Origin of the sequence: Muricoccus roseus, assembly GCF_900141905.1 — a bacterium.
In the GTDB taxonomy this organism is placed as follows: domain Bacteria; phylum Pseudomonadota; class Alphaproteobacteria; order Acetobacterales; family Acetobacteraceae; genus Roseomonas; species Roseomonas rosea.
In genome coordinates, this window is record NZ_FQZF01000036.1 from 22562 (window position 1) to 45677 (window position 23116).

The window sequence follows — 23116 nt, forward strand, 5'->3', positions numbered from 1 at the left end:
GGCGCCTCCTCACGGGTCGAAGCGGTAGCGGGCATAGATCAGCGCCCGCGTTTCATCGAAATCGGCCGCACGGTCGTAGCGCACCGAGGCGCCGACGCGGAGCGACGGCGTGATCGCATATTCCAGGTCGCCGCGAAGGCCCGCGGTGACCGTGGTCTCCCGCTGGGCGGGGTAGAAGGCCGAGACGGACGGGTCCGCCGCCGCCTGGGCCTCGACCACCGCCTGCAGCGCCCCGTTTGTGGGGTAGTAGGGCATGCGCTTCTCGCGGAAATGAGCCACGCCGATGCTGCCGCCCAGGCGATAGGCCCAGTTGCCGCGCCGCTCTCGGTAATCCACCGGGATGGAGGCCGCGACATAGTCCTGCGGGCTGAAATAGCCGCCATGCCCCAGGGTGAAGAGGCGCAGGTTCTTGTCGTAGGAGTAGTAGATCAGGTCCAGCCCGGTCACGAGTTCCCGGTTCTGGTCGCGGATCAAGGCATAGTTCACCCCGGCCCCGGCCTCGATGCGGGTGTTGTCCGCGACGTTGTGGCCGGTGATGGAGGAATAGCCTGCCCCGGCATAGGCGCCGAAGCGGCCGTCGTAATATTCGAGCTGGGCCCGCCCGGTGTTGCGCACCACGCCGCCGAAGCTCGCCCCCGATTGCGGGTCGCGCATGCCGGACCAGGAGAGCAGGCTGTCCGTCACCGAGCGCCGCTCACCCCGCAGGCGCAGCTGCAGGTTCTCACCCAGGCGCGGCGTCACCTCGACGCCGCCGAGGATGTTCTGCTCGCGGAAGCCGAGCGGGGTGGAGCCGAGATCGACCGACATGCCATTGCGGGCATAGGCCACGCCGAGGCTGGTGCCGGTCGCCGAATGGTCGCGCGGCGTCAGCGCCGCCGCCTGGTCCGCCCCGATGGTGCTGGACGCGTTCGGCAGCACCGTCGCATTCGTGCCGAAGCGGCGCAGGTTGCCGACCGAGGGATCCAGGCGCCCGCTGTCGATCGTCACGGCTTGCACGCGCGCGCTCAGCTCGCCGCCGATGCCCGGCAGCGGCAGCGCGGCCTCGACCCCGCCGCCATATTCCCGCAGCCGCTCCAGGCCGCGGTCGCCCGAGCGGGCACGGAAGGCGAAGTTCGGGACGATGCGGCCCGAGGCCTCCTCGTTCACCTCGGCGAGCTGGCGGCCGATCTCGCTCAGCAGCGGGTCCTCCGAGGCGCGCAGCTGGCTCGGTGTCACCTCGCCCACCACGGCGCTGGCGGGGCTCGTATCCGCCGGCATGAAGCCGCTGGCAGAGGCGTCGCCCGCCAGCATCGTGCGGCGATAGGGCGTCTCGGCGGAAGCGAGGGAGACGCCCCCTGCCCCGCCGATCTGCGCCCGGCGCTGATCGGCGGCGAGTTGCAGCGCCGTCTGGGCGCGCCGGCGGTCGCCGGTGGCGCGGGCCAGGCGGGCCTCCATCACCGAAACGCGCGGATCGGTGCCGTTGAGCAAGCGTCCCTGGGCCAGCAGCGCCTCGGCGCCTTCGAGGTCGCGCTGGGCGAGCGCGGCCTCTATGGCGCCCAGGCGGGCCTCCGCATTGCGCGGGTCGCGCCGCAGCACGGCCTCGGCAATCCGGCCTGCCACGCGCGGGTCGCGCGCCCCCTGGTAGAGGCGCGGCGGCTCGGCCTGGACGATCTGCGGCGGCGGAACCGGCTGGGGCGCCGCGGCCATCTGCAAGGACTCGCCCCCGGGAAGGGCGGCAAGCTGCCGGCGCTGGGCGGCGGGAAGGCCGGCTTCGGCTGCCAGCGGACGCAGCACCTCCCCGGCCTCGCCTTCCATCCCCGCATCCGCCAGGGCTCCGGCCAGGCCGATCCGAACCGACGCGCTTCCGGCGCGCGACGCTCCCAGCGCGCGGCGCACCGCCTCCGCCGCGCCGTCGCGGTCGCCCGCGCGCAGCAGGGCCCGCACGGCGCGGATCTGAGCCTCGCCTGTCGGATCGGGGCGCCCTGCCATGGCGAGGAGCGCACCGCGTAGGCCGGGTCCGTCCTGGGCCATCGCCTCCGCGATCTCGGCCTGCCAGCGCAGGCTGCGGAGCAGGCGGGCATGATCACTGCCGCGCACGCGGCTGGGCACGCGCTCGAGCAGGCGGATGGCCTCGGCGAAACGGCCCTCCGCCTCGGCATAGAGGGCGGCGACCTGGATGGCCTCGGGTGCCGGGGTGGCGGAGAGCCCGGCCTCCATCACCGCGCGCCCCTCGGCCGCGCGGCCCTGGCGGGCGAGCATGCGCGCGAGGTCGAGCCGCGCGCCGGCGCTCCCCGGCGCAGCGGCCAGCGCGTCGCGCAGCAGGGCGATGGCGGAATCCGGATCTTCGGTGCGGGCCGCCTCGGCCCGGAGCGCGTCGGCGCGGCCCTGGTCGGAGATGGCGAGCTCGCGCTGCAGGCCATCGGCCTCGGCGATCCGGTTCTGGCGCCGCAGGCTTTCCAGCAGCCCGAAGCGCGCAGCCGGCAAGCCGGGGCGGCGATAGGCGGCCGCGCGGAACCGCGCCTCTGCCTCCTGCAGCTCTCCCCGGCGTAGGGCGAGGTCGCCCAGCAGGGCCTCCGCCTCGGCCACTCCCGCCGCATCACGGCGAACGGCGCGGAGCAACACATGCTCCGCTGCGTCCGGGGCACCGAGGGCGATCTGGCGCCGCCCTTCCGTCATCTCGACCGCGAAGGCCGCCTCATCCAGCCAGGGGGCCCAGCCGCGCGCCTCCGCGCCGCCGCCCGCGACGGCGCGCGCGAGGAGGTCCCGGGCCTCGGCCGGGCGGCCCTGCCGCAGCCGGGCCAGGCCCAGCCCGCCCAGGGCGCCGAGATCCTCGGGGCTGCGTGCCAGCATGGCCTCGAAAGCCAGGGCCGCTCGGGCGATGTCGCCCTCCTCCAGAGCCCTCTCGCCCGCGACACCCTCAGCCGCGCGAGGGGGCGCGGGCTGTTGGACGGCGCCGCGAAGGGCCACTTCCAAGCGGGCGATGCGGGCATCGCCCGGCGCGGCCTGGCGCAGCCGCTCCAGCAGGCCCCCCGCCGCCGCCACATCCCCCAGCTCCAGCTGGGTCAGGGCCGCGGCCATCAGCACCTCGGGGTGCGAGGGCTGGGCGGCCAGGGCACGGTCCAGCGCCGCCGCCGCCCGCGCGGGCTGGCCCTGGCCGCGCCAGAAGCCCGCCTGCTCGATCAGCACCTGCACGCCGCTGCCCTGCGCGAAGGCCGGCCCGGCGGCGAGGAGCGCCGCGCCGGCGGCAGCCCCGAGAAGATGGTGGCGGAGCGAGGTCATGAACGGATCCTCAGCCGGCGGATCGCCCGCTGGCGCAGCGTCCAGTAGAGCGGGATGGCGATGACCAGCGCCGCGATCACCAGCAGCCCGAGCATCAGGTCGGGCCGGGTGGTGAGGTAGCGCTGGGGCAGCAGCGTGATCGGCAGGCTGCCCACGCCGTAGTTCCGCGAGACCTTGAAGGAGTTGACCTGGCCGTTGGTGACGTAAGCGAGGTCACCCTGGATGCGCGGCTGCTGCTCCGGGTCGCGCAGCGCGCCGATCATCGCCTCCATCCCCTGCGGGCTGGAGCCGGTGAGCGCGATCACGGAGCGGTCGGAGTTCAGCGGGCTCTGGAAGCCGATGAGCATGCCACTGCCCTCGCCCGGCGCGCCGCCGAGCGTGGCGGTCAGCCGCTCCCGGTCCAGGCGGCGGTCGTCGGTGAGGAAGATGTTGCGGAAGCTCTCCAGCATGTCCGGCAGCGCGACGCTGACGCGGTTCCCCTCCACGGTGATCGGCCCGTCACGCAGCAGGGTGGAGAGGGCGGGCTGGCGGTTCAGCGGGCCGACCACCAGCAGGTCCCGGCTCGACACCGCCTCCAGCCCACCCGGCCGCGCCACCTCGATGCGGGTGGCGGGATAGCCGACGATGGCGGCGAGGCGGCCGATCAGGTTCAGCGTGGAGGAGATCTCCAGCGCCGAGGCCCGGTCCGGCAGTACGACGGCCGTTGTCGAGAGGTCCGCCATCTTCGTGTAGGGGAAGCCGCTGCCGACGAAATAGGCAAGGTTCGGCAGCTCCGTGTAGCGATAGGCCGCGGAGAGGTCGATCGTGCTGTCCGGATCGATCGAGGAGCGGATGTCGCCCGGCACGCTGACGCAGTCCCCGCGATGCAGCGGGCGCAGGTCGAAGCGGAACTGCAGCTCGTTCAGGCCGAAGACGAGGTAGGGGGGCAGCCCCACCGTCCCCTCGCCGCGCTCGGCCCCGGCGTTGCCCACGGTGCGGTAGACCCAGTTCCAGGGCCAGCCGGCCTCGCCTTCGCGGAGCGGGAAAGACTTGAGATAGACGTCGTTCAGCGCCGCATCGAGCCGCGACACCGCCAGGTCCAGGATCGGGCCCGGAGGCGCGCGGAAGCGGACATCGACGGGCAGGTTCCGGTCGCGGAAGGTGTAGAGGTCCGGCGCCGTGCGGAAGGGCACGGAAACCGGGCCCGGCGCATAGCCGTAGGACTGCAGCTCCGACGGATCCACCAGCTCGCCGAAGCGCACCGGACGGTCGTTGCGAATCCATCGCGGCGCGTCATAGGGCTGGCGCGCGGGCAGGTCGTTCACTGCGACTGTCGCCGTCTCGCCCGAGAGACCCTCCTTGGCTGTGGCCAGCACCTGGGCGGCGGTGGCCGCCTCGGCGCCCGAGCGCCCTCCGACGAGCAGCAGCACCGAATTCGGGTCGTTCGGGTTCGGGATGATGGCGAGGGTCGGGCCATCCATCCGCGGCAGCGTCAGCCCCGGCAGGGAATCGGAACCCGTCGCGATGACGATGGCATTCCCGCGCGAGGGCACGACGGAGCTGACGGGGAAGCTGGCGCCACGGTAATCCGCCTGCACGGCGAACCAGGAGGAGGCGACGATCGAGGCACGCACCGCGTCGTTGCCGGCGCCCTCGGCCATGACGACCGGCAGCACCAGCGGCTCGCGCAGCAGGCGCGGGTCGAAGAAGGGCTCGGGCAGGCGCGCGAGGTCACGGTTCAGCGGCAGCCGCTCCAGCGTGAGCTGAAGGGTCGAGAGATCCGACACCGTGGACCAGAGGAGGCCAGAGAGCGGGTCGTTGCACTCCACGGCGTAGCGGCCGGTGAAGCGGAAGTTCAGCCGGTTGCTGTCCGCGAAGAAGACCGGGTTGATCTGGAACTCCACCGGGCCGAAGGCCGGGCGCGCGCGCTCGGGCGTGATCGTCCCGACGAACTGCTCGTTCATCGTGATCGCGATCTGCGACAGCTCCGGGATCAGCGCCGGGCTGGTGGCGCCCTGCAGCGTCAGCTTGGCGGAGGTGACCACCTCATCCGAGCGAATGCCGAAGAGGATGCCCTGCAGGTCCGCGAGGCCCCGCAGCTGCATCGGGCTGCGCAGGCCGAGCTGGCGCAGCGTGCGCGTCTCGGTGCGGGAGCCGATGCTCGGCGTGGTCTCGCCGCCGAAGGTCACGGGAGCGGAAGGCGCCACCAGGACGGGCGGCGGGCTGACGGCCGGGGCCGTGGCAGGGGCCGCGGCAGGCGGCTGCGGCGAGGGCGCGTATTGCGGTACGCCGGCCGGGGCCGGGATCGGCGCGAAGGGCGCCGGGCCCGTGGAGCCCGGGGGCGGCGGGGGGGTGAAGGGAGCCCCCTGGTTGATCGCGGGCGGCGGGGTCGGCGCCTGCGGGCGGGGCGACTGGGCGGCTGCCGAGAACGGCAGGCCGAGGCCGAGCGCAAGCAGCACCGCCGCGGTGCGGCGCGCGCGCTCGGCCGCGCGGCGTTGCGCCGCCTCGGCCCCGCGGCCCGGGGCCACGGCCGGCGCGGCCGCGCGCGGCGCCTGCGCCCGGGCGGCGCGGGCCGCCGCCTGGCGCCGGGCCCGGCGGGCGCGCAGCGAGAACTGGCTGTCGCCGCGGAAGAGGCCGCCGATGCTGCGCACCACCTCCCCGAGCGAGCGCATGGGGCGGTCGTGGCGGACATCGTCCCAATCAACCCAGGCATCGGCGCGGCCGAGTACCACGCGGGTGATGTTGCCCTCGTCCCGCATGTCCTGGGGCACGAAGCGGACCTGCAGGCGGCCCTCCTGCCAGCGCAGGGCTTCCGCAGGGATCGTCACGCGTTCCGGGCCCAAGTCGATCTCCAGTGTCACCATGGCATTGTCGAGGAGGCCATCCGGCCGCGGGGCGGCGACGGCGGCGCCGCCGAGGGAGAGGTCCAGCGTCTCGCCGGGAACCAGCCTTCCATCGGGCAGCACCACGCCGACGGGCATGACCGCGCCGACGCGCGCGCGTTCGCGCACCTGCCGGCGCTCACGCCCCACGGCGAGCCCGGCCAGTACGGTGAGAAGCGAGAGCACGACCCAGAGCGTGTTCAGCGCGTTGGCCTGGAATTCGAGCGATTCGTAATCGTTCGTGGCCATGCCGAAGATGCCGGAGAGCAGGCCGAGCACGAGGATGACGGCGAGGATGAAGTTCGGCCCCGTCGCGCGAAAGTCGAAATAGCCCTCCTCCAGCGTGCCGCCCTTGTCCGTCACGTTGAACTTGCCCCGCTTCGGGTCGAGCAGCGTGGTGAGCACCACAGGCAGCAGGTAGAGGGCCAGCACCGTCTCGTAGATCTCGGACCAGAAGGAGTGCCGGACCCGCGCCTGGAGCTTGGAGTTGGTGAGCACCGCATGGACCACATGCGGCCCGGCATAGGCGATGATGGCGAGCGGCGAGGCCGCGATGATGTTCTGCCCGAGGAGCAGGTAGGCCAGCGGCGCCGTGAGGAAGATGAAGCGCGGCACCGGGAAGAGGAAGTGCCACATCGAGGCGGCGTAGCAGAGCCGCTGCGTCATCTTGAGCCCCGGGCCGAGTAGCGGGTTCTCGATGCGGAAAATCTGCACCATGCCGCGGGCCCAACGCATGCGCTGGCCAATATGCGCGATCAGCCGGTCGGTCGCGAGGCCGGCCGCCAGCGGCAGGCGCAGATAGGCCGTGCGCCATCCGAGCCGCTGCATCTTGAGGCTGGCATGGCAGTCCTCGGTCACCGTGTCGGTCGGCACGCCGCCGATCTGCTCCAGCGCCGTGCGCCGGATCACCGCGCAGGAGCCGCAGAAGAAAGCGGCATTCCAGAGGTCGTTGCCCTGCTGGATCAGCCCGTAGAAGAGCAGCCCCTCATTCGGCACGCGCGTGCCGGAGGCCAGGTTCCGCTCGAAGGGGTCCGGCGAGTAGAAATGGTGCGGCGTCTGCACCATGGCCAGGCCGGCATCACGCACCAGCCAGCCCATGGTCATCTGGAGGAAGGCGCGCGTGGCCACGTGGTCGCTGTCGAAGATCACAACGTATTCGCCATCCGTACGGGCGAGGGCGTGGTTGATGTTGCCGGCCTTGGCGCCCTTGTTGTCCGGGCGGATCATGTAGCCGCAGCCCACCTGGGCGCAGAAGGCGCGGAACTCCTCGCGGCGGCCGTCATCGAGCACCACCACGTTCATCTTGTGGCGCGGCCAGTCCATGGCCATGGCGGCAAAGACCGTGGGCTTCACCACCTCCAGCGGCTCGTTATAGGTGGGGATGAAGATGTCGACCGTCGGCCACTCCTCCGGGTCCTCCGGCAGCGGCGCCGGGCGGCGCTCCAGCGGCCAGAGGGACTGGAGGTAGGAGAGCAGCAGCGCGATGACCGCGTAGATCTCGGCCAGCAGGAGGCCGGTGCCGAGGAAGGTGGACCAGAAGCCGGTGTAGTCCAGCGTGTCCGTGATGCGCCAATAGATGTAGCGCGTGGAGATCACGCCCGAGAGCAGGGCGAGGAAGACCAGCGAGCCGCGCCCGGGCACGAGCGAGGTGATGGCGAAGACGAGCAGGCCGCCCACCGCCACCCAGGCCTGCTGCTCCGCCTCCAGCGGGGCCACGATGAAGGGCAGCGCGATCAGGAAGCCGAGCAGGACCGCGATGCGGCCCAGCCAGATGCTGCCGCCCACGGAACGGCGGAGGCGTCTCATCGGCTGGCCTCGACGGTGGGCTGGGGTGCCGGCAGGGGCTGGGGCAGCACGGCGGCCTCGGGCGTGGGCTGCGGCGCGGCACCCAGCATGGCCGCCGGCGGAGGCAGCGCCGCCGAGATCAGCCGCGCCACCTCCTTCAGGTCCGAAGCCGCGCGGCTCTCGGGCGCGTGGTCGAGAAGCAGGCGCTGGCAGGCCAGGCTTTCAGCCACCGTTTCCTCGCGGCTCATCGCGCCGAGCATCCGGAAGCCCAGATGCCGCGCGACCGCCTCGGCGGAGGCGCGCGACAGGCGCGAGGAGAGGTCCACCCCATTCAGCACCACGCGCAGGCGGCCGGCGAGCAGCGCCGCCATGGTCCCCGTGCCGAGGAAGCGGCCGCTCTCGATCTCCGGCACCAGTGCCGCGCTGATCGCCTCGGCCTGCAGCACGCCGATCACCATGGTCGCCATCGGCGCGAGCAGCGCCAGTGCCTGGGAGGGGCCGGGCGGCAGGTCCGCCACCACCACCAGATTGGGCTCGGCCAGCATCTCCCGGATCGGGTTGCCCAGCAGGTCCGGGTCGCGATCCAGCGCCGCGGCCAGGTCCAGCGCACCGCGCAGGTCCATCGCGCCATGGGGCAGCAGCAGCACGCCCGACGGGGTCTGGCGGAGCTGGCCGCGCCAGTCGCTGTTCCCCTGCATCAGCCCGGAGACGAAGCCGGCCTTGTCGGTCAGCGGCACTCCGAAATGCAGGCGCAGCGCGTTCTGCGCGTCCAGGTCGATCGCGAGCACGCGGTGACCCAGGCGCTGCAACGCGTCGGCGAGATTGGCGGTGAGCGTGGTCTTGCCGACCCCACCCTTGGGCGACGCGAAGCAGATCAGCGACACGACGTTGCTCCTGGACTCAGGCGGCACTGCGGGCGAGGCGGACGCCGGCGGCGACGCGCCGCAGCAGCTCCGGAAGCGCGATATCCACCCGCGCCGCCGGCCAGTGGCGGGGAGAGGGTTCGGCCGTGGTGCCGCGCATGGCGTCCCCCAGCGCATCGAGCAGGGGGTAGTGGATCGGGGTCGATGCTGCACCGGGACCGAAGCCCATCAGCGCGTCCAGCAGAGAGGAGCCGGTGCTGCCCCCGACGCGCATCGGCGGAAGGGCAGCGGGACCCTTGCCAAGTTCCGCCAGCATCGAGAGGACGGGCGCCTGTGGCACCAGCGGCGGCGCGGAAGGAAGGGCGGCCGGCGCGACCAGGGGGGCCGGGGCGACAGGCGCAGGGGCCATGGGCGCCGAGGCGACGGGTGCCGGGACAGTGGGCGCCGGCGCGACGGAGGCCGGGGGGATGGGCGCGGGAGCCACCGGCCGTGCCGCGATCGGCAGCGGCGGGACGGCAGCGGCAGGCTGCGGGGCGGGCCGCGTCGGCAGGGCCGGGGCGGCCTGGCTCGGGGCGGGCGGCACCTGGCCACCCAAGAGAACCTGCAACAGACTCTGCCCGGCAGGCTCCGCGGTCGGCAGCACCGGGCGGCTCAGCGGCGGCGCGGCAAAGGTGGGCGCGATGCCCCTGGGCGGCTGTGGAACGGTGGCCTGCGGCAGTGGCTCAGGCGCGACGGGCGCGCGATGCAGCACGGCGTGGGGGTTCGGCGCGGCTGACGGGGCCGCCTCCAGGGCGGCGGGCAGGTCGGCGCCGTGAAGTGGCGGCGGCTCCGGCAGCACGGGGGTCTTGGTCGCGAGCGGCGGAAGGGGATCGGCACCGCCCAGCACGGTATCGGGCGGAAGGTCGCTCGCGCCCGCCAGTGCGTCGCCCAGCGCACTGAATGCGGTGGTCTCGCTCGGCGGCGGAGCCGGCTGGGGATTCCGGACGGGCTCGTTGCCGAAGCTGCGGTACTTGAGCGATGGGGTCCGCAGGGCTGCTGCCATGCGGGCAACATCTGTGTCCTGGCGCATCAGCCCCACTCCGTCCGCCTGCGGCGCCAGATTCGGCCGCCGACGCAGCAACGTTATCTTAATTTTGCGCCAATCCTAACCCTTTTAGAGACGAAGCCCCCGCTCTGCGGCCCCCATGCGGGCCACCAGCACCAAAGCTGTGTCATAATAGTCACGCCCAGCAGCGGGAATTTCGGGCATTGCCCGGTCCCAGCGCAGGCTCCTTTGCCGGGCTGCGAAACGGCCGATCTCGAGCACGCCGAGCCCCGCCGCGTAAGGCGCCACGCTGTCATTCGACAGGTCCGCCCAGGCCGGCACATGCCGCAGGCTGGCATCGGACCAGAAGGCAAGTGGCCCGGCCACGGCCGCCTCGTCGGACAGACCGGCCCAGCTCAACCAGAGCGGGACCCGGATCGCATCGTAGGAGAAACGCGCCGGCCAACCCTGCGCCGGGGAAACCAGCCCATCCGCCCGGGAAACGGCCAGCCAGTCCGGGGAAAGCCCCCAGCGCCCGAAGCGCGCGGCCCGGAGAAGGCGCAGCCCGTCGCTGGCCACCCGCAGCCAGGCCGGATCCGGCACCGCCTCGGCCAGCACGGCGATGGCGGGATAGGCGTAGTAGGACGGGTTGATGACGACATGGGTTCGATGCTCGAAGCCATGTACGCCGGGCAGCAGGACGAGATGACCGCCGGCCCGGCGGACCAGCAGGCGCAGGACGTCCCGCGCCACCGCCGTACCCTCCTCCGCCAGCGCCGGGTCCGACCAGCGCCGCCCGGCCCGGAGAAGGGCGCTCGCGATGAAGAGGTCGCCATCCGTGGCGTTGTTGCTGTCCTGGACCGCCGGCTGGCGGTCGGGCCGCCAGCGCCAGGCATGCAGCTGGTCCGTCTCCCGCCGGAGATGGCGGCGGGTCCAGCCCAGCATGCTGTCGAAGGCCGGTCTGTCGTCATGATGCTCGGCCAGGGCGAGGCCCCAGCCCTGCCCCTCGGAATGGGACTGGTTGCCGTTGCCGTTGTCGATCACCCGCCCTTCCGGGGAGAGGAAGCGGGCTTTGAAGGCGGCCCAGTCGCGCGCGTCGCCTGAGGTGGTGGCGGTGGCGGGCGAGCCGAAGGTGGCGGCCAGCCCGCCGCCGAGAAGGGCGAGCGCGGACCGGCGCGGAATCCGGCGCGGAATGTGGATCGGCATGCCTCAGCCTGTCGCGCCCGCCATGAAGATCCGGTTACCGCGGCCCCGCCGCGCCCGCTCGCGGCGCCCTGCGGGGCATCTTAGCGTTCACGTTCTCGGGAAGTCACCCTTCCTTTGCGCCCACGGCCGAAGGTTTCGCCCCGTGCCTTGGGGCCGGGACGGTGCCATATGCCGGTGCATGGCACCCCCACTCCTTCTTCTTCAGGGCATCCGGCAGGGCTTCGGCACCACGCCCCTGCTTCGCGACGCCACCCTGTCCGTCGCGCCGGGCGAGCGCCTGGCCCTTGTCGGCCGGAACGGTTCTGGGAAGTCCACCCTGCTGAAGGTCGCGGCCGGGCTGGTCACGCCGGATGGCGGCTCGCGCTTCCTCCAGCCCGGGGTCACGCTGCGCTACCTGCCGCAGGAACCCGACCTCTCCGGCCACGCCAACACCTTATCCTATGTGGAGGCGGCGCTCGGGCCGGGCGACGACCCCTACCGGGCCCGCTACCTCCTGGAGCAGCTCGGCCTGACCGGGGAGGAGGAGCCGGCCCGTCTTTCGGGCGGCGAGGCGCGGCGCGCGGCCCTGGCCTCGGTGCTCGCCCCCTCCCCCGACATCCTCCTGCTGGACGAGCCGACCAACCATCTCGACCTTCCCGCGATCGAGTGGCTGGAGGCCGAGCTCTCCTCTATGCGGGCCGCCCTCGTCCTCATCAGCCACGACCGGCGCTTCCTGGAGTCCCTCTCCCGCGCGATGGTCTGGCTGGACCGCGGCACGACGCGCCGGCTGGAACAGGGCTTCTCCGGCTTCGAGGCCTGGCGCGACCAGGTTCTGGAGGAGGAGGAGCGGGACGCGCACAAGTTGGCGCGGGAGATCGTGCGCGAGGAGCACTGGCTCCGCTACGGCGTCACCGCGCGCCGCAAGCGCAACATGCGCCGGGTCGGCGAATTGCAGGCGCTGCGCGAGAAGCACCGGCAACGCCGCGGGCCACAGGGCGGCGTGAGGCTCGCCGCCAGCGAGGCGGACGGGTCCGGCAGCCTCGTTGTCACGGCCGAGCGGATCTCGAAATCCTATGATGGCCGGCCGGTGGTGCGGGACGTGTCGGTCCGCATCCTGCGCGGCGACCGGATCGGGATCGTCGGCCCGAACGGCGCGGGCAAGACCACGCTGCTGAACATGCTGACCGGCGAGCTGCCGCCCGATTCCGGCGAGGTCCGCCTCGGCACCGGAATCGAGATGGTCACGCTCGACCAGCGCCGGGCGAGCCTGGACGATGCGATGACCCTCTCGGACGCGCTGACGGAAGGGCGCGGCGACATGGTCCATGTCGGCGGCACGCCGCGCCATGTCATCGGCTACATGAAGGACTTCCTCTTCCTGCCGGAGCAGGCCCGCACGCCGCTCGGCGTGCTCTCGGGCGGCGAGCGCGCGCGGGTGATGCTGGCCCGCGCCATGGCCCGGCCGAGCAACCTGCTGGTGCTCGACGAGCCCACCAACGACCTGGACCTCGAGACGCTCGACCTGCTGCAGGAGATGATCGCCGACTATCCCGGCACGGTGCTCGTGGTCAGCCATGACCGCGACTTCCTGGACCGGGTGGCCACCAGCCTGATCGCCTATGAGGGCGACGGCCGGTGGCAGGACTATGCGGGCGGCTATTCCGACATGGTCGCCCAGCGCGGCCATGGCGTGCGGGCCCGCTTGGGCGAGGCGCCCGCGGTCGCCGCGCCGCGGCGCGCGGCCGAGGCGCCGTCCGCCACCGCCGCCGCGCGCCCTCGCCTCACCATGGCGGAAAGGCAGGCGCTGAAGACGCTGCCGGGGGAGATGGAGAAGCTCTCGGCCGAGATCGCCAAGCTCAACGACATCCTCGCGGATCCGCAGCTCTATTCCCGCGATCCCGCGCGCTTCGCGAAGGCATCCGAGTTGCTCGCCCAGCGCCAGGCGGCACTGGGCCAGGCCGAGGAGCGCTGGCTCGAGCTGGAAATGCGGCGCGAGGAGATCGAGGCCGCCTCGTGACGCCGCCGGGCGCCCTGCGCCCGGCCTAGCCCGAGCTTAGCGGCACATCATCACGGGCATGTCGGCATTCTCCAGCACATGCCGCGTTACGCCACCAAGTATGAGCTGGCGGATGCGCGAATGGCTGTAGGCGCCCATGCAGAGCAGGTCGGCGTTGAAGTCCCGCGCTGCGCCGAGCAGCCCTGCCCCCACCTCGCGCGTGATGGGCTGGAACTCCACTGCCTCCGCCGTGATGTTGTGCCAGCGCAGGTAGGAGAGGATGCCCTTCACATCCGGTCCCCGGCGCTGGTAGTCGCGGCTGTACAGGATGCGCACGGCCTCCGCGCGATGCAGCCACGGCAGGGCGGCGGCAATGGCGGCAGCGCTTTCCGCCGTGCCGTTCCAGGCGCAGCAAACCCGCGTGCCGATGCTGGCTGGCGGCATGCGCGGCGCGATCAGCACCGGGCGCCCGCTGTCGAAAAGGATGGCATGCAGCGCGTCGGAGGAGGAGACATCCTCCCCCGCATCCGGATGGGGCACGACGGCCATGTCGTAGAGGCGCGATTCCTGCGCCACCAGATCCTCCTCCCGCCCCGCGACGGAGGCGAAGGACAGGGTGGCGGCATCCGCCTTCTCGGCCGCCTCGGCGGAGCTGGCCAGGACCACGTCCTTGCCGTCCACGAAGCGGTTGAACAGCGCCTGCACGCGGCTGGCGCGATCTCCGGATTCGCGCTCGGTCGCGGCCATCATCTCCTCGATCATCGCGCCGGACAGGCCCTCGCCCGCCAGGGGCGCGACGTCGCGGGCATCCACGCGCACATGGATGCAGTGCACATGGGAGTGCCATATGCGCGCGGTCATGACGGCGGTATGCAGCGCGGCCTCGCCGGCGGCGGTGCCGGTCAGGGGCAATAGGATTCGGCGGTAGGCCATGGTGGCAGTGCTCCCGTCGTGACCCGGCGAAGAGGCCTTTAGGCCCCCTCCCCGTGCCTCACCGAATCCGGTGCGGCACAGTCCAGTTTAGCATAACTGAAGTTGGGCCGCTTCAAGCGCCGCCGCCAGGGGGTCCGACGAGGCGTCGATCCGGTGCCAGCCCATGGCACCGAGCGGCTGGGCCGCGGCGTATTCCAACACGGCCGCCGTGGCGTCCGAGGCATCGCCGCGCCGGGCCGCGATGCGCGCGCGCAAGATCTCCAGCGGAGCCTCCAGCCAGACACCGCAGAATGGAACGCCAGCGGCACGCGCCACCGCCTGGGCTCCCTCGCGGCGTTCCGGGTCTAGGAAGGCAGCATCGAGGATGACCGGATGGCCGCCGCGCAGCGCCACGGCCGCTTCGTCGAACAACACCGCATGGACAGCCGCGCTCGCCGCCGGCGTGTAGGCCTCGGGCGGCAGCGGCGTCTCGGGCGCAAGCCCCGCGAGACGCTTGCGGATTTCATCGCTGCGCAGGTGCAGGGCGCCCGGCGCGGCGCCGAAGCGGGGCGCCAGCGCCCGCGCGAGCCGGGTCTTGCCGGTGCCCTGCAATCCGCCGACTGCGATGAGGCGGGCCGGCGGTGGCGCCAGCGTGGCCTCCGCATCGGCCAGGAAGGCCAGCCCGCCTTCCATGCCGCCCGCCACGCGCGCGAGGCAATGCGCCCGGATCATCGCGCGGGTGGAGAGCCAGAGCGGCAGCGCGGCGGTGAGCCCGGCATCGTCGCCCACGCCGACCGCCCGGCCGAGCACCCGGCACGCGGCGGCCCGCCCGCAGCGGCGCATCAGGTCCGCCAGCAGGAAGGCCAGGTCGTAGCCCGTATCGATGCTGGCCAGTTCCTCGTCGAATTCCAGCGCGTCGAAGGGGGTTGGCCGCCCCTTCCACAGCAGCAGGTTCCCGAGATGCAGGTCCCCGTGGCAGCGGCGAATGCGACCCTCGGCGGCCCGGGCCCGCAGCACCGGAGCAAGCCGCCGGAGCCATCGCCCCGATTGCCGCCGCCACCGGATCACCCGGGCCGGGTCCAGCCCGGCTTCCAGCGCGGCCCGCGCATTGCCCCGCAGCACGGCATTGAAGCGCGTGACGGGGTCGGCGGTGGAGACCGGCGGGCCATAGGTGCCGCGCATCGCCACGGTGACGTCGGCCAGCGCGTCCAGCATCGGACCGTCCAGGCCGCCGCGCGCCGCCAGCGCGTCGAGGAAGTCGCCGGGCGGAACCGGCGCCATCTCGACAACCCATTCGACCGCCTCTGGATCGTCCGGCGGGACCAGCCGGTCGGCAGCGGCCGGAATCCCGTGCACGGCGCGGTAGATCTCGGGCGCGGCGGGTGCGTTCAGCGCCAGCTCACGCTCCGCATAGCGGCGCCGCGCCTCGGGCTGGGTGAAGTCGAGGAAGCCGAGATTCACGGCCTTCTTCAGCTTCAGCACGCGGTCCGGCCCGACGAAGACCGCCGAGATATGGGTCTCGATGGGCTTCGCTGCCCCGGTCAGCCGCGCCAGCAGCGCCGCTGCCGCGGCCTGGACGGCCGGGATGGTCAAGGCCGCGGCGTCACGGATATAGGCGAAGCGTCGTCCAGCCCGCCTCCGTCCGTTCGAAGACCAGCCGGTCATGCATGCGGAAGGGCATGTCCTGCCAGAACTCGATGCGGCTGGGCAGCACGCGGAAGCCGCCCCAATGCGGCGGGCGCGGTACGGACTCCCCGGGATAGCGGGACTCTGTCTCGGCGATGCGGCGCTCGAACTCGGCGCGCGAGCCCAGCGGGCGCGACTGCTCGGAGGAGGCCGCCGAAATGCGGGAGCCGCGGGAGCGGGAGGCGAAATAAGCGTCGGATTCGGCGGCGCTGACCGGCTCCACCCGGCCCTCCACCCGGACCTGGCGCCGCAGCGACTTCCAGTGGAAGCACAGCGCGGCGCGCGGATTGGCGAGAAGCTCCCCGCCCTTCCGGCTTTGCTCGTTGGTGTAGAAGACGAATCCCGCCTCGTCGCGGCCCTTCAGCAGCACCATGCGCGCGGAGGGCCAGCCATCCGCCGTGGTGGTGGCCAGGCACATGGCGTTCGGGTCATTGGGCTCCCGCGCCACCGCCTCGGCGAACCAAGCCTCGAACAGGCCATAGGGTTCGCTCGCCTCGGGGATGCCGGCCTTATAGGCCTCGCCGGCGGGAACCTCGGTGGTCAGGCTCATGCGTTCGGCCCCTTGTTCCGTTCCATCCGGTGTGCCACCCCTCCCCGCCCGTCGCAACCGATGCCCGCCTGAGCTGGAGGACGCCCCATGGATGATGCGAAACCCGTTGCCGATGCCGCCCTCCTGCCCATGAAGGGCGATCTCATGAAGGGTCGCCGCGGCATCATCATGGGTGTCGCCAACGACCGCTCCATCGCATGGGCCATCGCCCAGGCCGCGGCGGCGCAAGGGGCGGAGCTTGCCTTCACCTATCAGGGCGAGGCGCTGGAGAAGCGGGTGCGCCCGCTGGCCGCCAGCGTCGGCTCCGACCTGCTGGTGCCCTGCGACGTCTCGGACGAGGCCGCCATCGACGCCGCCTTCGCCAAGGTGGCCGAGCGCTGGGACGGGATCGACTTCCTCGTCCATGCCATCGGCTTCGCGGACAAGCAGTATCTGCGCGGGCGCTACCTGGACACGCCGAAGGAGGCCTTCCTCCAGGCGCTCGACATCTCGTGCTTCTCCTTCGTCTCGGTCTCCCGGCGGGCGGCGGCGATGATGAAGCCGGGCGGGTCGCTGCTGACCCTCACCTATCTCGGCGCGGAGCGCTGGACGCCCCATTACAACGTCATGGGCGTGGCCAAGGCCGCGCTGGAGGCGAGCGTGCGCTACATGGCCGCCGATCTCGGCGAGGTCGGCATCCGGGTGAACGCCATCTCGGCCGGCCCGATCAAGACGCTGGCGGCGAGCGGCATTGGCGACTTCCGCTATATCCTGAAGTGGAACCAGTACAACTCGCCCATGCGCCGCAACGTGGGGCTGGAGGAGGTCGGCGGGGCCGGCCTCTACTTCCTTTCCCCCCTTTCCGGCGGCGTGACGGGCGAGGTTCACCACGTGGATTGCGGCTACCACATCATCGGCATGAAGAATCCGGACGCGCCGGACATCACGATCGAGAAGGGCTGAGCGTCTCTCCCCACCCATGTCGCACAACAGCTTCGGCCAACTCTTCCGCGTCACCACCTGGGGCGAGAGCCATGGCCCGGCCATTGGCGGCGTGGTGGATGGCTGCCCGCCCGGCCTCTCCCTGACCGAGGCGGACATCCAGCCCTGGCTGGACCGCCGGCGGCCCGGCCAGTCGAAATTCGTGACCCAGCGGCAGGAGCCGGATGAGGTGCGCATCCTTTCCGGCACCTTCGAGGGGCTGACCACCGGCACGCCGATCTCGCTGATGATCGAGAACAAGGACCAGCGTTCCCGCGACTATGGCGAGATCGCGGACAGCTTCCGGCCGGGCCATGCCGATCTCGCCTACCACCTGAAGTACGGCGTGCGGGACTATCGCGGCGGCGGGCGCTCCTCCGCGCGCGAGACGGCGATGCGCGTCGCGGCCGGCGCGGTGGCGCGGAAGGTGCTGGGCGCGGCTGTGACCATCCGCGGCGCGCTCGTCGCCATGGGCGGGGATCCGGTGGACCGGGCGAAGTGGGACTGGCGCGCGGTGGAGGAGAACGACTTCTTCTGCCCGGATCGCGAGGCCGCCGCCCGCTGGGAGGAACGGCTCCTCGCGCTGCGCAAGGCGGGCTCGAGCGTCGGCGCCGTGGTGGAGGTGGTGGCCGAGGGCCTCCCGCCCGGGCTGGGCGCCCCGATCTACGGCAAGCTCGATGCCGAGATCGCCGCCGCCTTCATGTCCATCAACGCCGTGAAGGGCGTGGAGATTGGCGAGGGCTTCGCCGCCGCTGCCCTGACCGGCGAGGACAATGCCGACGAGATGCGCATGGCACCGGATGGCACGGTGGACTTCTTGGCCAATCATGCCGGCGGCATCCTTGGCGGCATCTCGACCGGCCAGCCGGTCGTCGCGCGCTTCGCGGTGAAGCCCACCTCCTCCATCCTGGTCGCGCGCCGCACGGTGGACCGCCATGGCCAGGACCGGGACCTCATCACCAAGGGCCGCCACGACCCCTGCGTGGGCATCCGCGCCGTGCCGGTGGGCGAGGCGATGATGGCCTGCGTGCTGGCCGACGCGCTGCTGCGGCACCGCGCCCAGGTGCCGGATGCGCCGGTCTCGACCCGCCTCCCGAGAAACTGACAGGCAAAGGTCTTTATCCGACTGAAACAGTCGGATAATCGGGAACCTCGATGAGGTGAATCCCGATGCCGATTCCCGACCGCTCCCCTGACACCCATCCCGCCGCCGGGCCGGAGGTCCTCTCCGGCTTTGTCGGCCTGGCCGGGGCGGAGCGCTGGCAGGCCCGCCTGGCCGAGATCGGCCGCCGCGCCGCCTCTCCCTCCCTCACCGGCCGGGCCGTGGGAGAGCGGCATGCGCTGGAGCTGACGCTGCAGCGCCTTTCCGCTCCCGACGCGCAGGCCAAGGCCAGCCCGGCCGAGCGGCAGCTCCTGACCTATGCGCGGGAGGCCGTGCGGCTGGCGAACAGCCTGCCCGCTGAGCCCCGCAAGCGGCTGCGGGCCCGCATCCTCTCCGGGCTGACCGGCGAGTCGAACCTCATTCCCCTCTTCCACCTCCTCCGGGTCGCGGCGCGGCACCGGGCGCGCGGCTTCGATGTGCGCTTCACCGGCTTGGCCGAAGGCACCCCGCATGACCTCGTCATCGCGCGCGATGGCCAGGAGGCGGAAATCGCCTGCGAGACCGTCTCCGCCGAGGAGGGCCGCCCCGTGCTCCGCGGCGACTGGTGCGCCTTCGTGGACGGCATCAACCCGGACCTGCAGACCTGGCTCGCCGCCCATCCCGGCCGCTACGTGCTGAAGATGACCCTGCCCGAGGGGCTGAAGCGCGATTCGCTCGACGTCGCCACCCTCCAGCGCCGCATTGTCGAGATGCTGCGAGACCGGCGGCGGCAGGATTCGGCCGCCGACGCGGTGCTGAAGCTGGACCCCCTGCTGCTGGCCGGCGCGCAGGCGGCGGTCCCGGCGACCGCGCTCCGGCAGATCTTCGGGCCGGAGGCTCACCTCGCCGTGGCGCAGGGGAACGGCAACATCCTCGTGCTCGCCGCGCGGGCGGGCCAGGCGAGCGACATCGCCCAGGCTGTCTGTCGCCGCCTCGCTTCCGCGGCGGACCGGCTGGGCGGCGAAAGGCCGGGCATCCTCGCCATGTTCCTGGACGACCTGGGCCGCCAGGAATGGCGTGGCCTGCGCGAGCGCATGGAGCTGGAGGGATCGGTGCGACGCTTCCTCACCACCCCCGAGGCCCGGCGCGTCGCGGCGGTCTCCTGCGCGGCCCGCATGGAGATGTTCGGCATGGCGCCGCCGGATGCCGTGCCGGATGGCGAACTGCGCTTCCGCAACCCCGCCCACCCTCCAGCGCGGGACGGTGCTCTCGCCCCCGCCCTCTGCTCCATTGGTTGACCGCCCTCACCAACTGGTGAACAGGCGATTAACTGAAACTGTAGAGATACATTCCCGTTCCGGCGATGCTGCACTGCGAGACGGAGGGAAAAGCGTGACAGAGACCGAGGCGGAAAAAGCCCTCGCCGAGCTGGACCGGCTCCTGAACGACCCGGATGTGCAGATGGACCCCGCCCGGGTTTGGGCATTGGCCGGTCGCCTTTCCCGCGCCGGCACCGCCCCCGAGACGTCGCCAACCCGGCACTGAACCGGGGCGGCTGGCTCCGGCCGCCTCAGGCGCGCTGGGCGCCGATCAGGAACTCCTTGTTGCCTTCCGGCCCGGTGATCGGGCTCTCCGCGATGCCGAGCACCGTCCAGCCCGGCAGTTCCGACCACCAGGCCTTCACCTTTGCGCAGACAGCCCGATGCACATTCGGGTCCCGCACCACGCCCCCCTTTCCCACCATGCCGGGCCCGGCCTCGAACTGGGGCTTGATCAGCGCGACCGCGAAGGCGCCCGGCGCGGCCAGGGAAAGCGCAGCCGGCAGCACGGTGGACAGGCCGATGAAGGACGCGTCGCAGACCACCGCCCCCACGGGCTCCGGCACCTGGGATGCTTCGAGGTAGCGGGCATTCACCCGTTCCAGCACGACCACGCGGGGGTCGTTCCGCAGGCTCCAGGCCAACTGCCCGTGCCCGACATCCACCGCATACACCTTCGCCGCGCCGTGATGCAGCAGCACATGGGTGAAGCCTCCGGTGGAGGCGCCGACATCGATGCAGATGCGCCCCTTCGGATCCAGCCCGAAGGCCTTCAGCCCGTGGTCCAGCTTCAGCCCGCCGCGGCTGACCCAGGGATGGTCCTGGCCGCGCACCTCCAGCGCATCGCCCTCGCGCAGTTCCTGGCCGGGCTTCTCGATCCGGCGTTCCCCGCTGAACACCTTTCCCGCGAGGATCAGGGCCTGGGCGCGCGTGCGGCTTTCCGCCAGGCCGCGCTCCACCAGGGCGGCATCGGCCCGCTGCTTGGCCGGCTTGGGCTGGGGCAAGGCTGTCCTCCGTGACGAAGCGGGCAGGATAGCAGGACGCGTGGCGGGGGCCGACCCGTGCCGCGGGGGCTTGCCGCCGCGCCGGATGGGGTGGAGACAGAGTGCAAGAACGCGACGCGCCGCGCACCGGAGAAACGCCCATGACCACACGCCGCAGCCTCACCGGCGCCCTCTTGGCCGGCGCCACCCTCGCACCTGTCCCCCTGGCCCGCCCCGCCCTCGCGCAGGCGCCCTGGCCGGCGGGCCGCGCGATCGAGATCATCGTTCCCTATCCGCCCGCCGGGGGCATCGACGTCATGGCGCGTCTGTTGACCAAATACCTCCCAGGGCATCTCCAGGGAGCGAACTTCGTCGTCACCAACCGCGTCGGCGCGGGCGGACAGATCGGCAACGAGGCCATCTTCAATGCGCGTCCCGACGGCTACACGCTCGGTGCGGTCGCCACTCTCGGCTTCATCACCAAGGCGCTGGAGCGCGCCGTGCGGTGGAAGACGGAGGAGTTCACCTATCTGGCCAATGTCGTGGACGATCCCGGCGCCTTCTGGGTGCGCGCCGATTCGCCGCTGAAGACGGTGGCCGATCTGCGCGAGGCAGCGGGGAAGCGGGCCGAGGCCGTCTCGGTCGGCACCGCCGCGGGCACCTCCTCGGACGACCATCTGCTCCTCCTGGCCTTCGAGGCGGCGGCGGGGGTGAAGGCCCTGCATGTCCCGTATAACGGGACCGCCATCGCCATCCGGGACCTGCTGGGCGGGCAGCTCGACGTGGCCTCCTACAATGCCAGCGAAGGGCTGACGCTGCTGCGCGAGGGTCGCACCCGCTGCCTTGGCCAGGCCGCCCCCGCGCGATGGTCCGCGATGGCGGAGGTGCCGACCTTTCGCGAGCAGGGGCCGGACGTGCTCGGCGGCTCCGCCCGCGGCTTCGTCGCCCCGCCCGGCCTTCCCGCGGAGATGACCGAGCGGCTCGTCGCCGCCTTCCGCGCGATCCTCACCGACCCGGCCTTCCTGGTGGAGGCGGAGCGGCTGAACCTCCCGCTCCGCCCCCTGCTGGGCGATGCCTACAAGGCGTCCGTGCGCGAGGAGGAGGCCGCCGCGAAGCGCCTCTACGAGCGGTCGCCCTGGTCCACCCAGCCCTGATCGCCTGAGGAGAAGCACCAGTTCATGCCGCATGTGGCCGTGATCGACCCCATCCACCCGGACGGGATCCAACGCCTGCTCGATGCGCCCGGCATCACGCTGGACCACCCCGGCGCGCCCGGCGGCCCGGACCTCGCGGCGCGGCTGCGGGACGCGGAGGCGCTCATCGTGCGTGGCACGGTGGTCGATTCCGCCCTGCTCGCCATGGCGCCGAAGCTCCGCATGGTGTGCCGCCACGGCGTCGGCTACGACCTGGTAGACGTGCCCGCCATGACGCGGGCCGGCGTCGCGGTGATGATCACGCCGGAGGCGAACGCGGCCTCGGTCGCCGAGCATGCGCTGATGCTGATGCTGGCCGTCGCGCGCCAGGTGATCCCGGTCGATGCGGGCGTGCGCGCCGGCCAGTGGCGCGTGCAGGGCCAGTCCCGCACCTTCGAGCTGGGCGGCCGCCGCGTGCTGGTGCTGGGCTTCGGCCGGATCGGCACCCGCGTCGCCCGCCTTTGCGCCGCCTTCGGCATGAAGGTGATGGTGCACGACCCCTTCATGCCGGCCGGCACGATCCGCGGCGCAGGCTATGAGGCGGTGAAGGACCTAGCGGAAGGGCTGGCGGCCGCCGACATCGTCACGCTTCACCTCCCCGCCAGCGCGGCCACGCGCGGCATGGTGGATGCCGCCTTCCTGGCCGCCATGAAGCCGGGCGCCGTGCTCATCAACACCGCCCGCGGAACGCTGGTCGACGAAGCCGCGCTCGAGGCGGCGCTCCGCTCCGGCCAGCTCGGCGGCGCGGGCCTGGACGTGCTGCGGGCGGAGCCGATGACGCAGGTCCCCGCCATGCTGGCGCTGGAGAACCTCGTGGTCACGCCGCATGTCGCGGCCAGCACGGCGGAAGGGCTGCAACGCATGGCCTGGGACGCGGCGGGGAACGTGCTGGACTTCCTCGCCGGGCGGCCGGACCGGGACGCAGTGATCAATCCGGAGGTGCTGGGGTAGCGCCGCGGGCCATGGGAAGGCGCTGCCTCCCAGACCCATCCGCCGGGGAGCCTGAGGCTCCCCGGACCCCGGCATCGGCTGGCCCGGGGTTGGCGGTGCGGCTGCTGTGCGGTTACGCCCTCGCGGGCTGGGTGGAGGCGTCCTGTCCGAGAGCGTTGCGTGCGGCCTGTGCGATCTGGGGGGCGTTGAGGCCGGCGAGGTCGTACTGCTTTTTGGGCGTCTCGTGGTCGATATAGATATCCGGCAGGACCAGCGGCCGGAAGCGCAATCCGCCATCGAGCAGCCCGGCATGGGCGAGGTGCTGGGCGACGAGGGACCCGAAGCCGCCGACCGAGCCCTCCTCGACGGTGAGCAGGACGCTGTGGTTGCGGGCCAGTCGCTCGAGCAGATCGGTATCCAGCGGCTTGGCGAAGCGCGCATCGGCCACCGTGCAGGAGAGGCCCTGGGCGGCGAGCTCGTCGGCGGCCCGCAGCGCCTCGGCCAGCCGGGTGCCGTAGGAGAGGATGGCG

At 72.3% G+C, this 23116-nt stretch carries 17 protein-coding genes; 7 read left to right on the top strand and 10 right to left on the bottom strand.

The window, feature by feature from the left end; all coding sequences use genetic code 11:
* Nucleotides 1-9: 9 nt before the first annotated feature.
* The 5 genes from BUB97_RS21970 to BUB97_RS21990 all read right to left on the bottom strand — a co-directional run bounded on the left by BUB97_RS21970 (nt 10) and on the right by BUB97_RS21990 (nt 10997).
* Entirely contained in the window at nt 10-3258 is a 3249-nt protein-coding gene (locus BUB97_RS21970) for a cellulose biosynthesis protein BcsC (RefSeq protein ID WP_073138965.1), read from the bottom strand.
* A complete protein-coding gene (gene bcsA / locus BUB97_RS27310) occupies nt 3255-7925 on the bottom strand; it encodes a UDP-forming cellulose synthase catalytic subunit (protein WP_073138968.1) in 4671 nt (1556 codons plus the stop codon). Before bcsA ends, BUB97_RS21970 begins: the two co-directional genes overlap by 4 nt.
* Nucleotides 7922-8788 (bottom strand): cellulose synthase operon protein YhjQ/BcsQ, encoded by an 867-nt coding sequence (locus BUB97_RS21980; RefSeq protein ID WP_086062460.1) that lies wholly within the window; start codon nt 8786-8788, stop codon nt 7922-7924. The genes bcsA and BUB97_RS21980 overlap by 4 nt, the downstream gene beginning before the upstream one ends.
* Before the next feature lie 16 nt (nt 8789-8804).
* Nucleotides 8805-9836 carry a hypothetical protein gene (locus tag BUB97_RS27025; protein WP_139281422.1) on the bottom strand — a complete coding sequence of 344 codons (1032 nt, stop codon included), beginning with the start codon at nt 9834-9836 and terminating at the stop codon, nt 8805-8807.
* Nucleotides 9837-9920: 84 nt separating this feature from the next.
* Nucleotides 9921-10997: a family 8 glycosyl hydrolase gene (locus tag BUB97_RS21990; protein WP_086062461.1), complete on the bottom strand. Its 1077-nt coding sequence runs from the start codon at nt 10995-10997 to the stop codon at nt 9921-9923.
* Between the two features lie 178 nt (nt 10998-11175).
* Here BUB97_RS21990 and BUB97_RS21995 point away from each other — a divergent pair, with 178 nt between their 5' ends.
* Nucleotides 11176-12993: an ABC-F family ATP-binding cassette domain-containing protein gene (locus tag BUB97_RS21995; RefSeq protein ID WP_073138974.1), complete on the top strand. Its 1818-nt coding sequence runs from the start codon at nt 11176-11178 to the stop codon at nt 12991-12993.
* Between the two features lie 36 nt (nt 12994-13029).
* Here the strand turns inward: BUB97_RS21995 and BUB97_RS22000 are convergent, their stop codons facing one another.
* The 3 genes from BUB97_RS22000 to pdxH all read right to left on the bottom strand — a co-directional run bounded on the left by BUB97_RS22000 (nt 13030) and on the right by pdxH (nt 16120).
* The gene (locus BUB97_RS22000) at nt 13030-13905 is read right to left on the bottom strand and encodes a universal stress protein (protein ID WP_073138977.1); all 876 of its coding nucleotides are present in this window, start codon (nt 13903-13905) and stop codon (nt 13030-13032) included.
* A gap of 87 nt (nt 13906-13992) precedes the next feature.
* The gene (locus tag BUB97_RS22005) at nt 13993-15477 is read right to left on the bottom strand and encodes a bifunctional aminoglycoside phosphotransferase/ATP-binding protein (RefSeq protein WP_073138980.1); all 1485 of its coding nucleotides are present in this window, start codon (nt 15475-15477) and stop codon (nt 13993-13995) included.
* A 10-nt stretch (nt 15478-15487) separates the two neighbouring features.
* Entirely contained in the window at nt 15488-16120 is a 633-nt protein-coding gene (pdxH, locus tag BUB97_RS22010; RefSeq protein ID WP_073138984.1) for a pyridoxamine 5'-phosphate oxidase, read from the bottom strand.
* An 87-nt stretch (nt 16121-16207) separates the two neighbouring features.
* On the opposite strand from pdxH, the gene fabI reads away from it, so the two are divergent.
* The 4 genes from fabI to BUB97_RS22030 all read left to right on the top strand — a co-directional run bounded on the left by fabI (nt 16208) and on the right by BUB97_RS22030 (nt 19706).
* A complete protein-coding gene (fabI, locus tag BUB97_RS22015; RefSeq protein ID WP_073138987.1) occupies nt 16208-17062 on the top strand; it encodes an enoyl-ACP reductase FabI in 855 nt (284 codons plus the stop codon).
* A 16-nt stretch (nt 17063-17078) separates the two neighbouring features.
* Nucleotides 17079-18185 carry a chorismate synthase gene (gene aroC, locus BUB97_RS22020; protein ID WP_073138990.1) on the top strand — a complete coding sequence of 369 codons (1107 nt, stop codon included), beginning with the start codon at nt 17079-17081 and terminating at the stop codon, nt 18183-18185.
* Between the two features lie 65 nt (nt 18186-18250).
* A complete protein-coding gene (locus BUB97_RS22025; protein WP_073139005.1) occupies nt 18251-19459 on the top strand; it encodes a hypothetical protein in 1209 nt (402 codons plus the stop codon).
* Between the two features lie 94 nt (nt 19460-19553).
* Nucleotides 19554-19706, top strand: a complete 153-nt coding sequence (locus BUB97_RS22030) for a peptide chain release factor 1 (protein WP_073139008.1) — start codon at nt 19554-19556, stop codon at nt 19704-19706.
* 25 nt (nt 19707-19731) lie between these two features.
* Here BUB97_RS22030 and BUB97_RS22035 read toward each other — a convergent pair whose 3' ends face one another.
* Entirely contained in the window at nt 19732-20484 is a 753-nt protein-coding gene (locus tag BUB97_RS22035) for a TlyA family RNA methyltransferase (protein ID WP_073139011.1), read from the bottom strand.
* A 140-nt stretch (nt 20485-20624) separates the two neighbouring features.
* Here BUB97_RS22035 and BUB97_RS22040 point away from each other — a divergent pair, with 140 nt between their 5' ends.
* Nucleotides 20625-21617 (top strand): Bug family tripartite tricarboxylate transporter substrate binding protein, encoded by a 993-nt coding sequence (locus BUB97_RS22040; RefSeq protein ID WP_073139014.1) that lies wholly within the window; start codon nt 20625-20627, stop codon nt 21615-21617.
* Between the two features lie 24 nt (nt 21618-21641).
* Entirely contained in the window at nt 21642-22607 is a 966-nt protein-coding gene (locus tag BUB97_RS22045; protein ID WP_073139017.1) for a hydroxyacid dehydrogenase, read from the top strand.
* A 112-nt stretch (nt 22608-22719) separates the two neighbouring features.
* Here the strand turns inward: BUB97_RS22045 and BUB97_RS22050 are convergent.
* Nucleotides 22720-23116 (bottom strand): transketolase C-terminal domain-containing protein (locus BUB97_RS22050; protein ID WP_277614048.1); only part of this gene is annotated, 397 nt, incomplete at its 5' end.

Coding starts and splice junctions, on each gene's coding strand:
- BUB97_RS21970 (WP_073138965.1), bottom strand. CDS start 3,258: ATGACCTCGCTCCGCCACCATCTTCTCGGGGCTGCCGCCGGCGCGGCG.
- bcsA (WP_073138968.1), bottom strand. CDS start 7,925: ATGAGACGCCTCCGCCGTTCCGTGGGCGGCAGCATCTGGCTGGGCCGC.
- BUB97_RS27025 (WP_139281422.1), bottom strand. CDS start 9,836: ATGCGCCAGGACACAGATGTTGCCCGCATGGCAGCAGCCCTGCGGACC.
- BUB97_RS21990 (WP_086062461.1), bottom strand. CDS start 10,997: ATGCCGATCCACATTCCGCGCCGGATTCCGCGCCGGTCCGCGCTCGCC.
- BUB97_RS21995 (WP_073138974.1), top strand. CDS start 11,176: ATGGCACCCCCACTCCTTCTTCTTCAGGGCATCCGGCAGGGCTTCGGC.
- BUB97_RS22000 (WP_073138977.1), bottom strand. CDS start 13,905: ATGGCCTACCGCCGAATCCTATTGCCCCTGACCGGCACCGCCGCCGGC.
- pdxH (WP_073138984.1), bottom strand. CDS start 16,120: ATGAGCCTGACCACCGAGGTTCCCGCCGGCGAGGCCTATAAGGCCGGC.
- fabI (WP_073138987.1), top strand. CDS start 16,208: ATGGATGATGCGAAACCCGTTGCCGATGCCGCCCTCCTGCCCATGAAG.
- aroC (WP_073138990.1), top strand. CDS start 17,079: ATGTCGCACAACAGCTTCGGCCAACTCTTCCGCGTCACCACCTGGGGC.
- BUB97_RS22025 (WP_073139005.1), top strand. CDS start 18,251: ATGCCGATTCCCGACCGCTCCCCTGACACCCATCCCGCCGCCGGGCCG.
- BUB97_RS22040 (WP_073139014.1), top strand. CDS start 20,625: ATGACCACACGCCGCAGCCTCACCGGCGCCCTCTTGGCCGGCGCCACC.
- BUB97_RS22045 (WP_073139017.1), top strand. CDS start 21,642: ATGCCGCATGTGGCCGTGATCGACCCCATCCACCCGGACGGGATCCAA.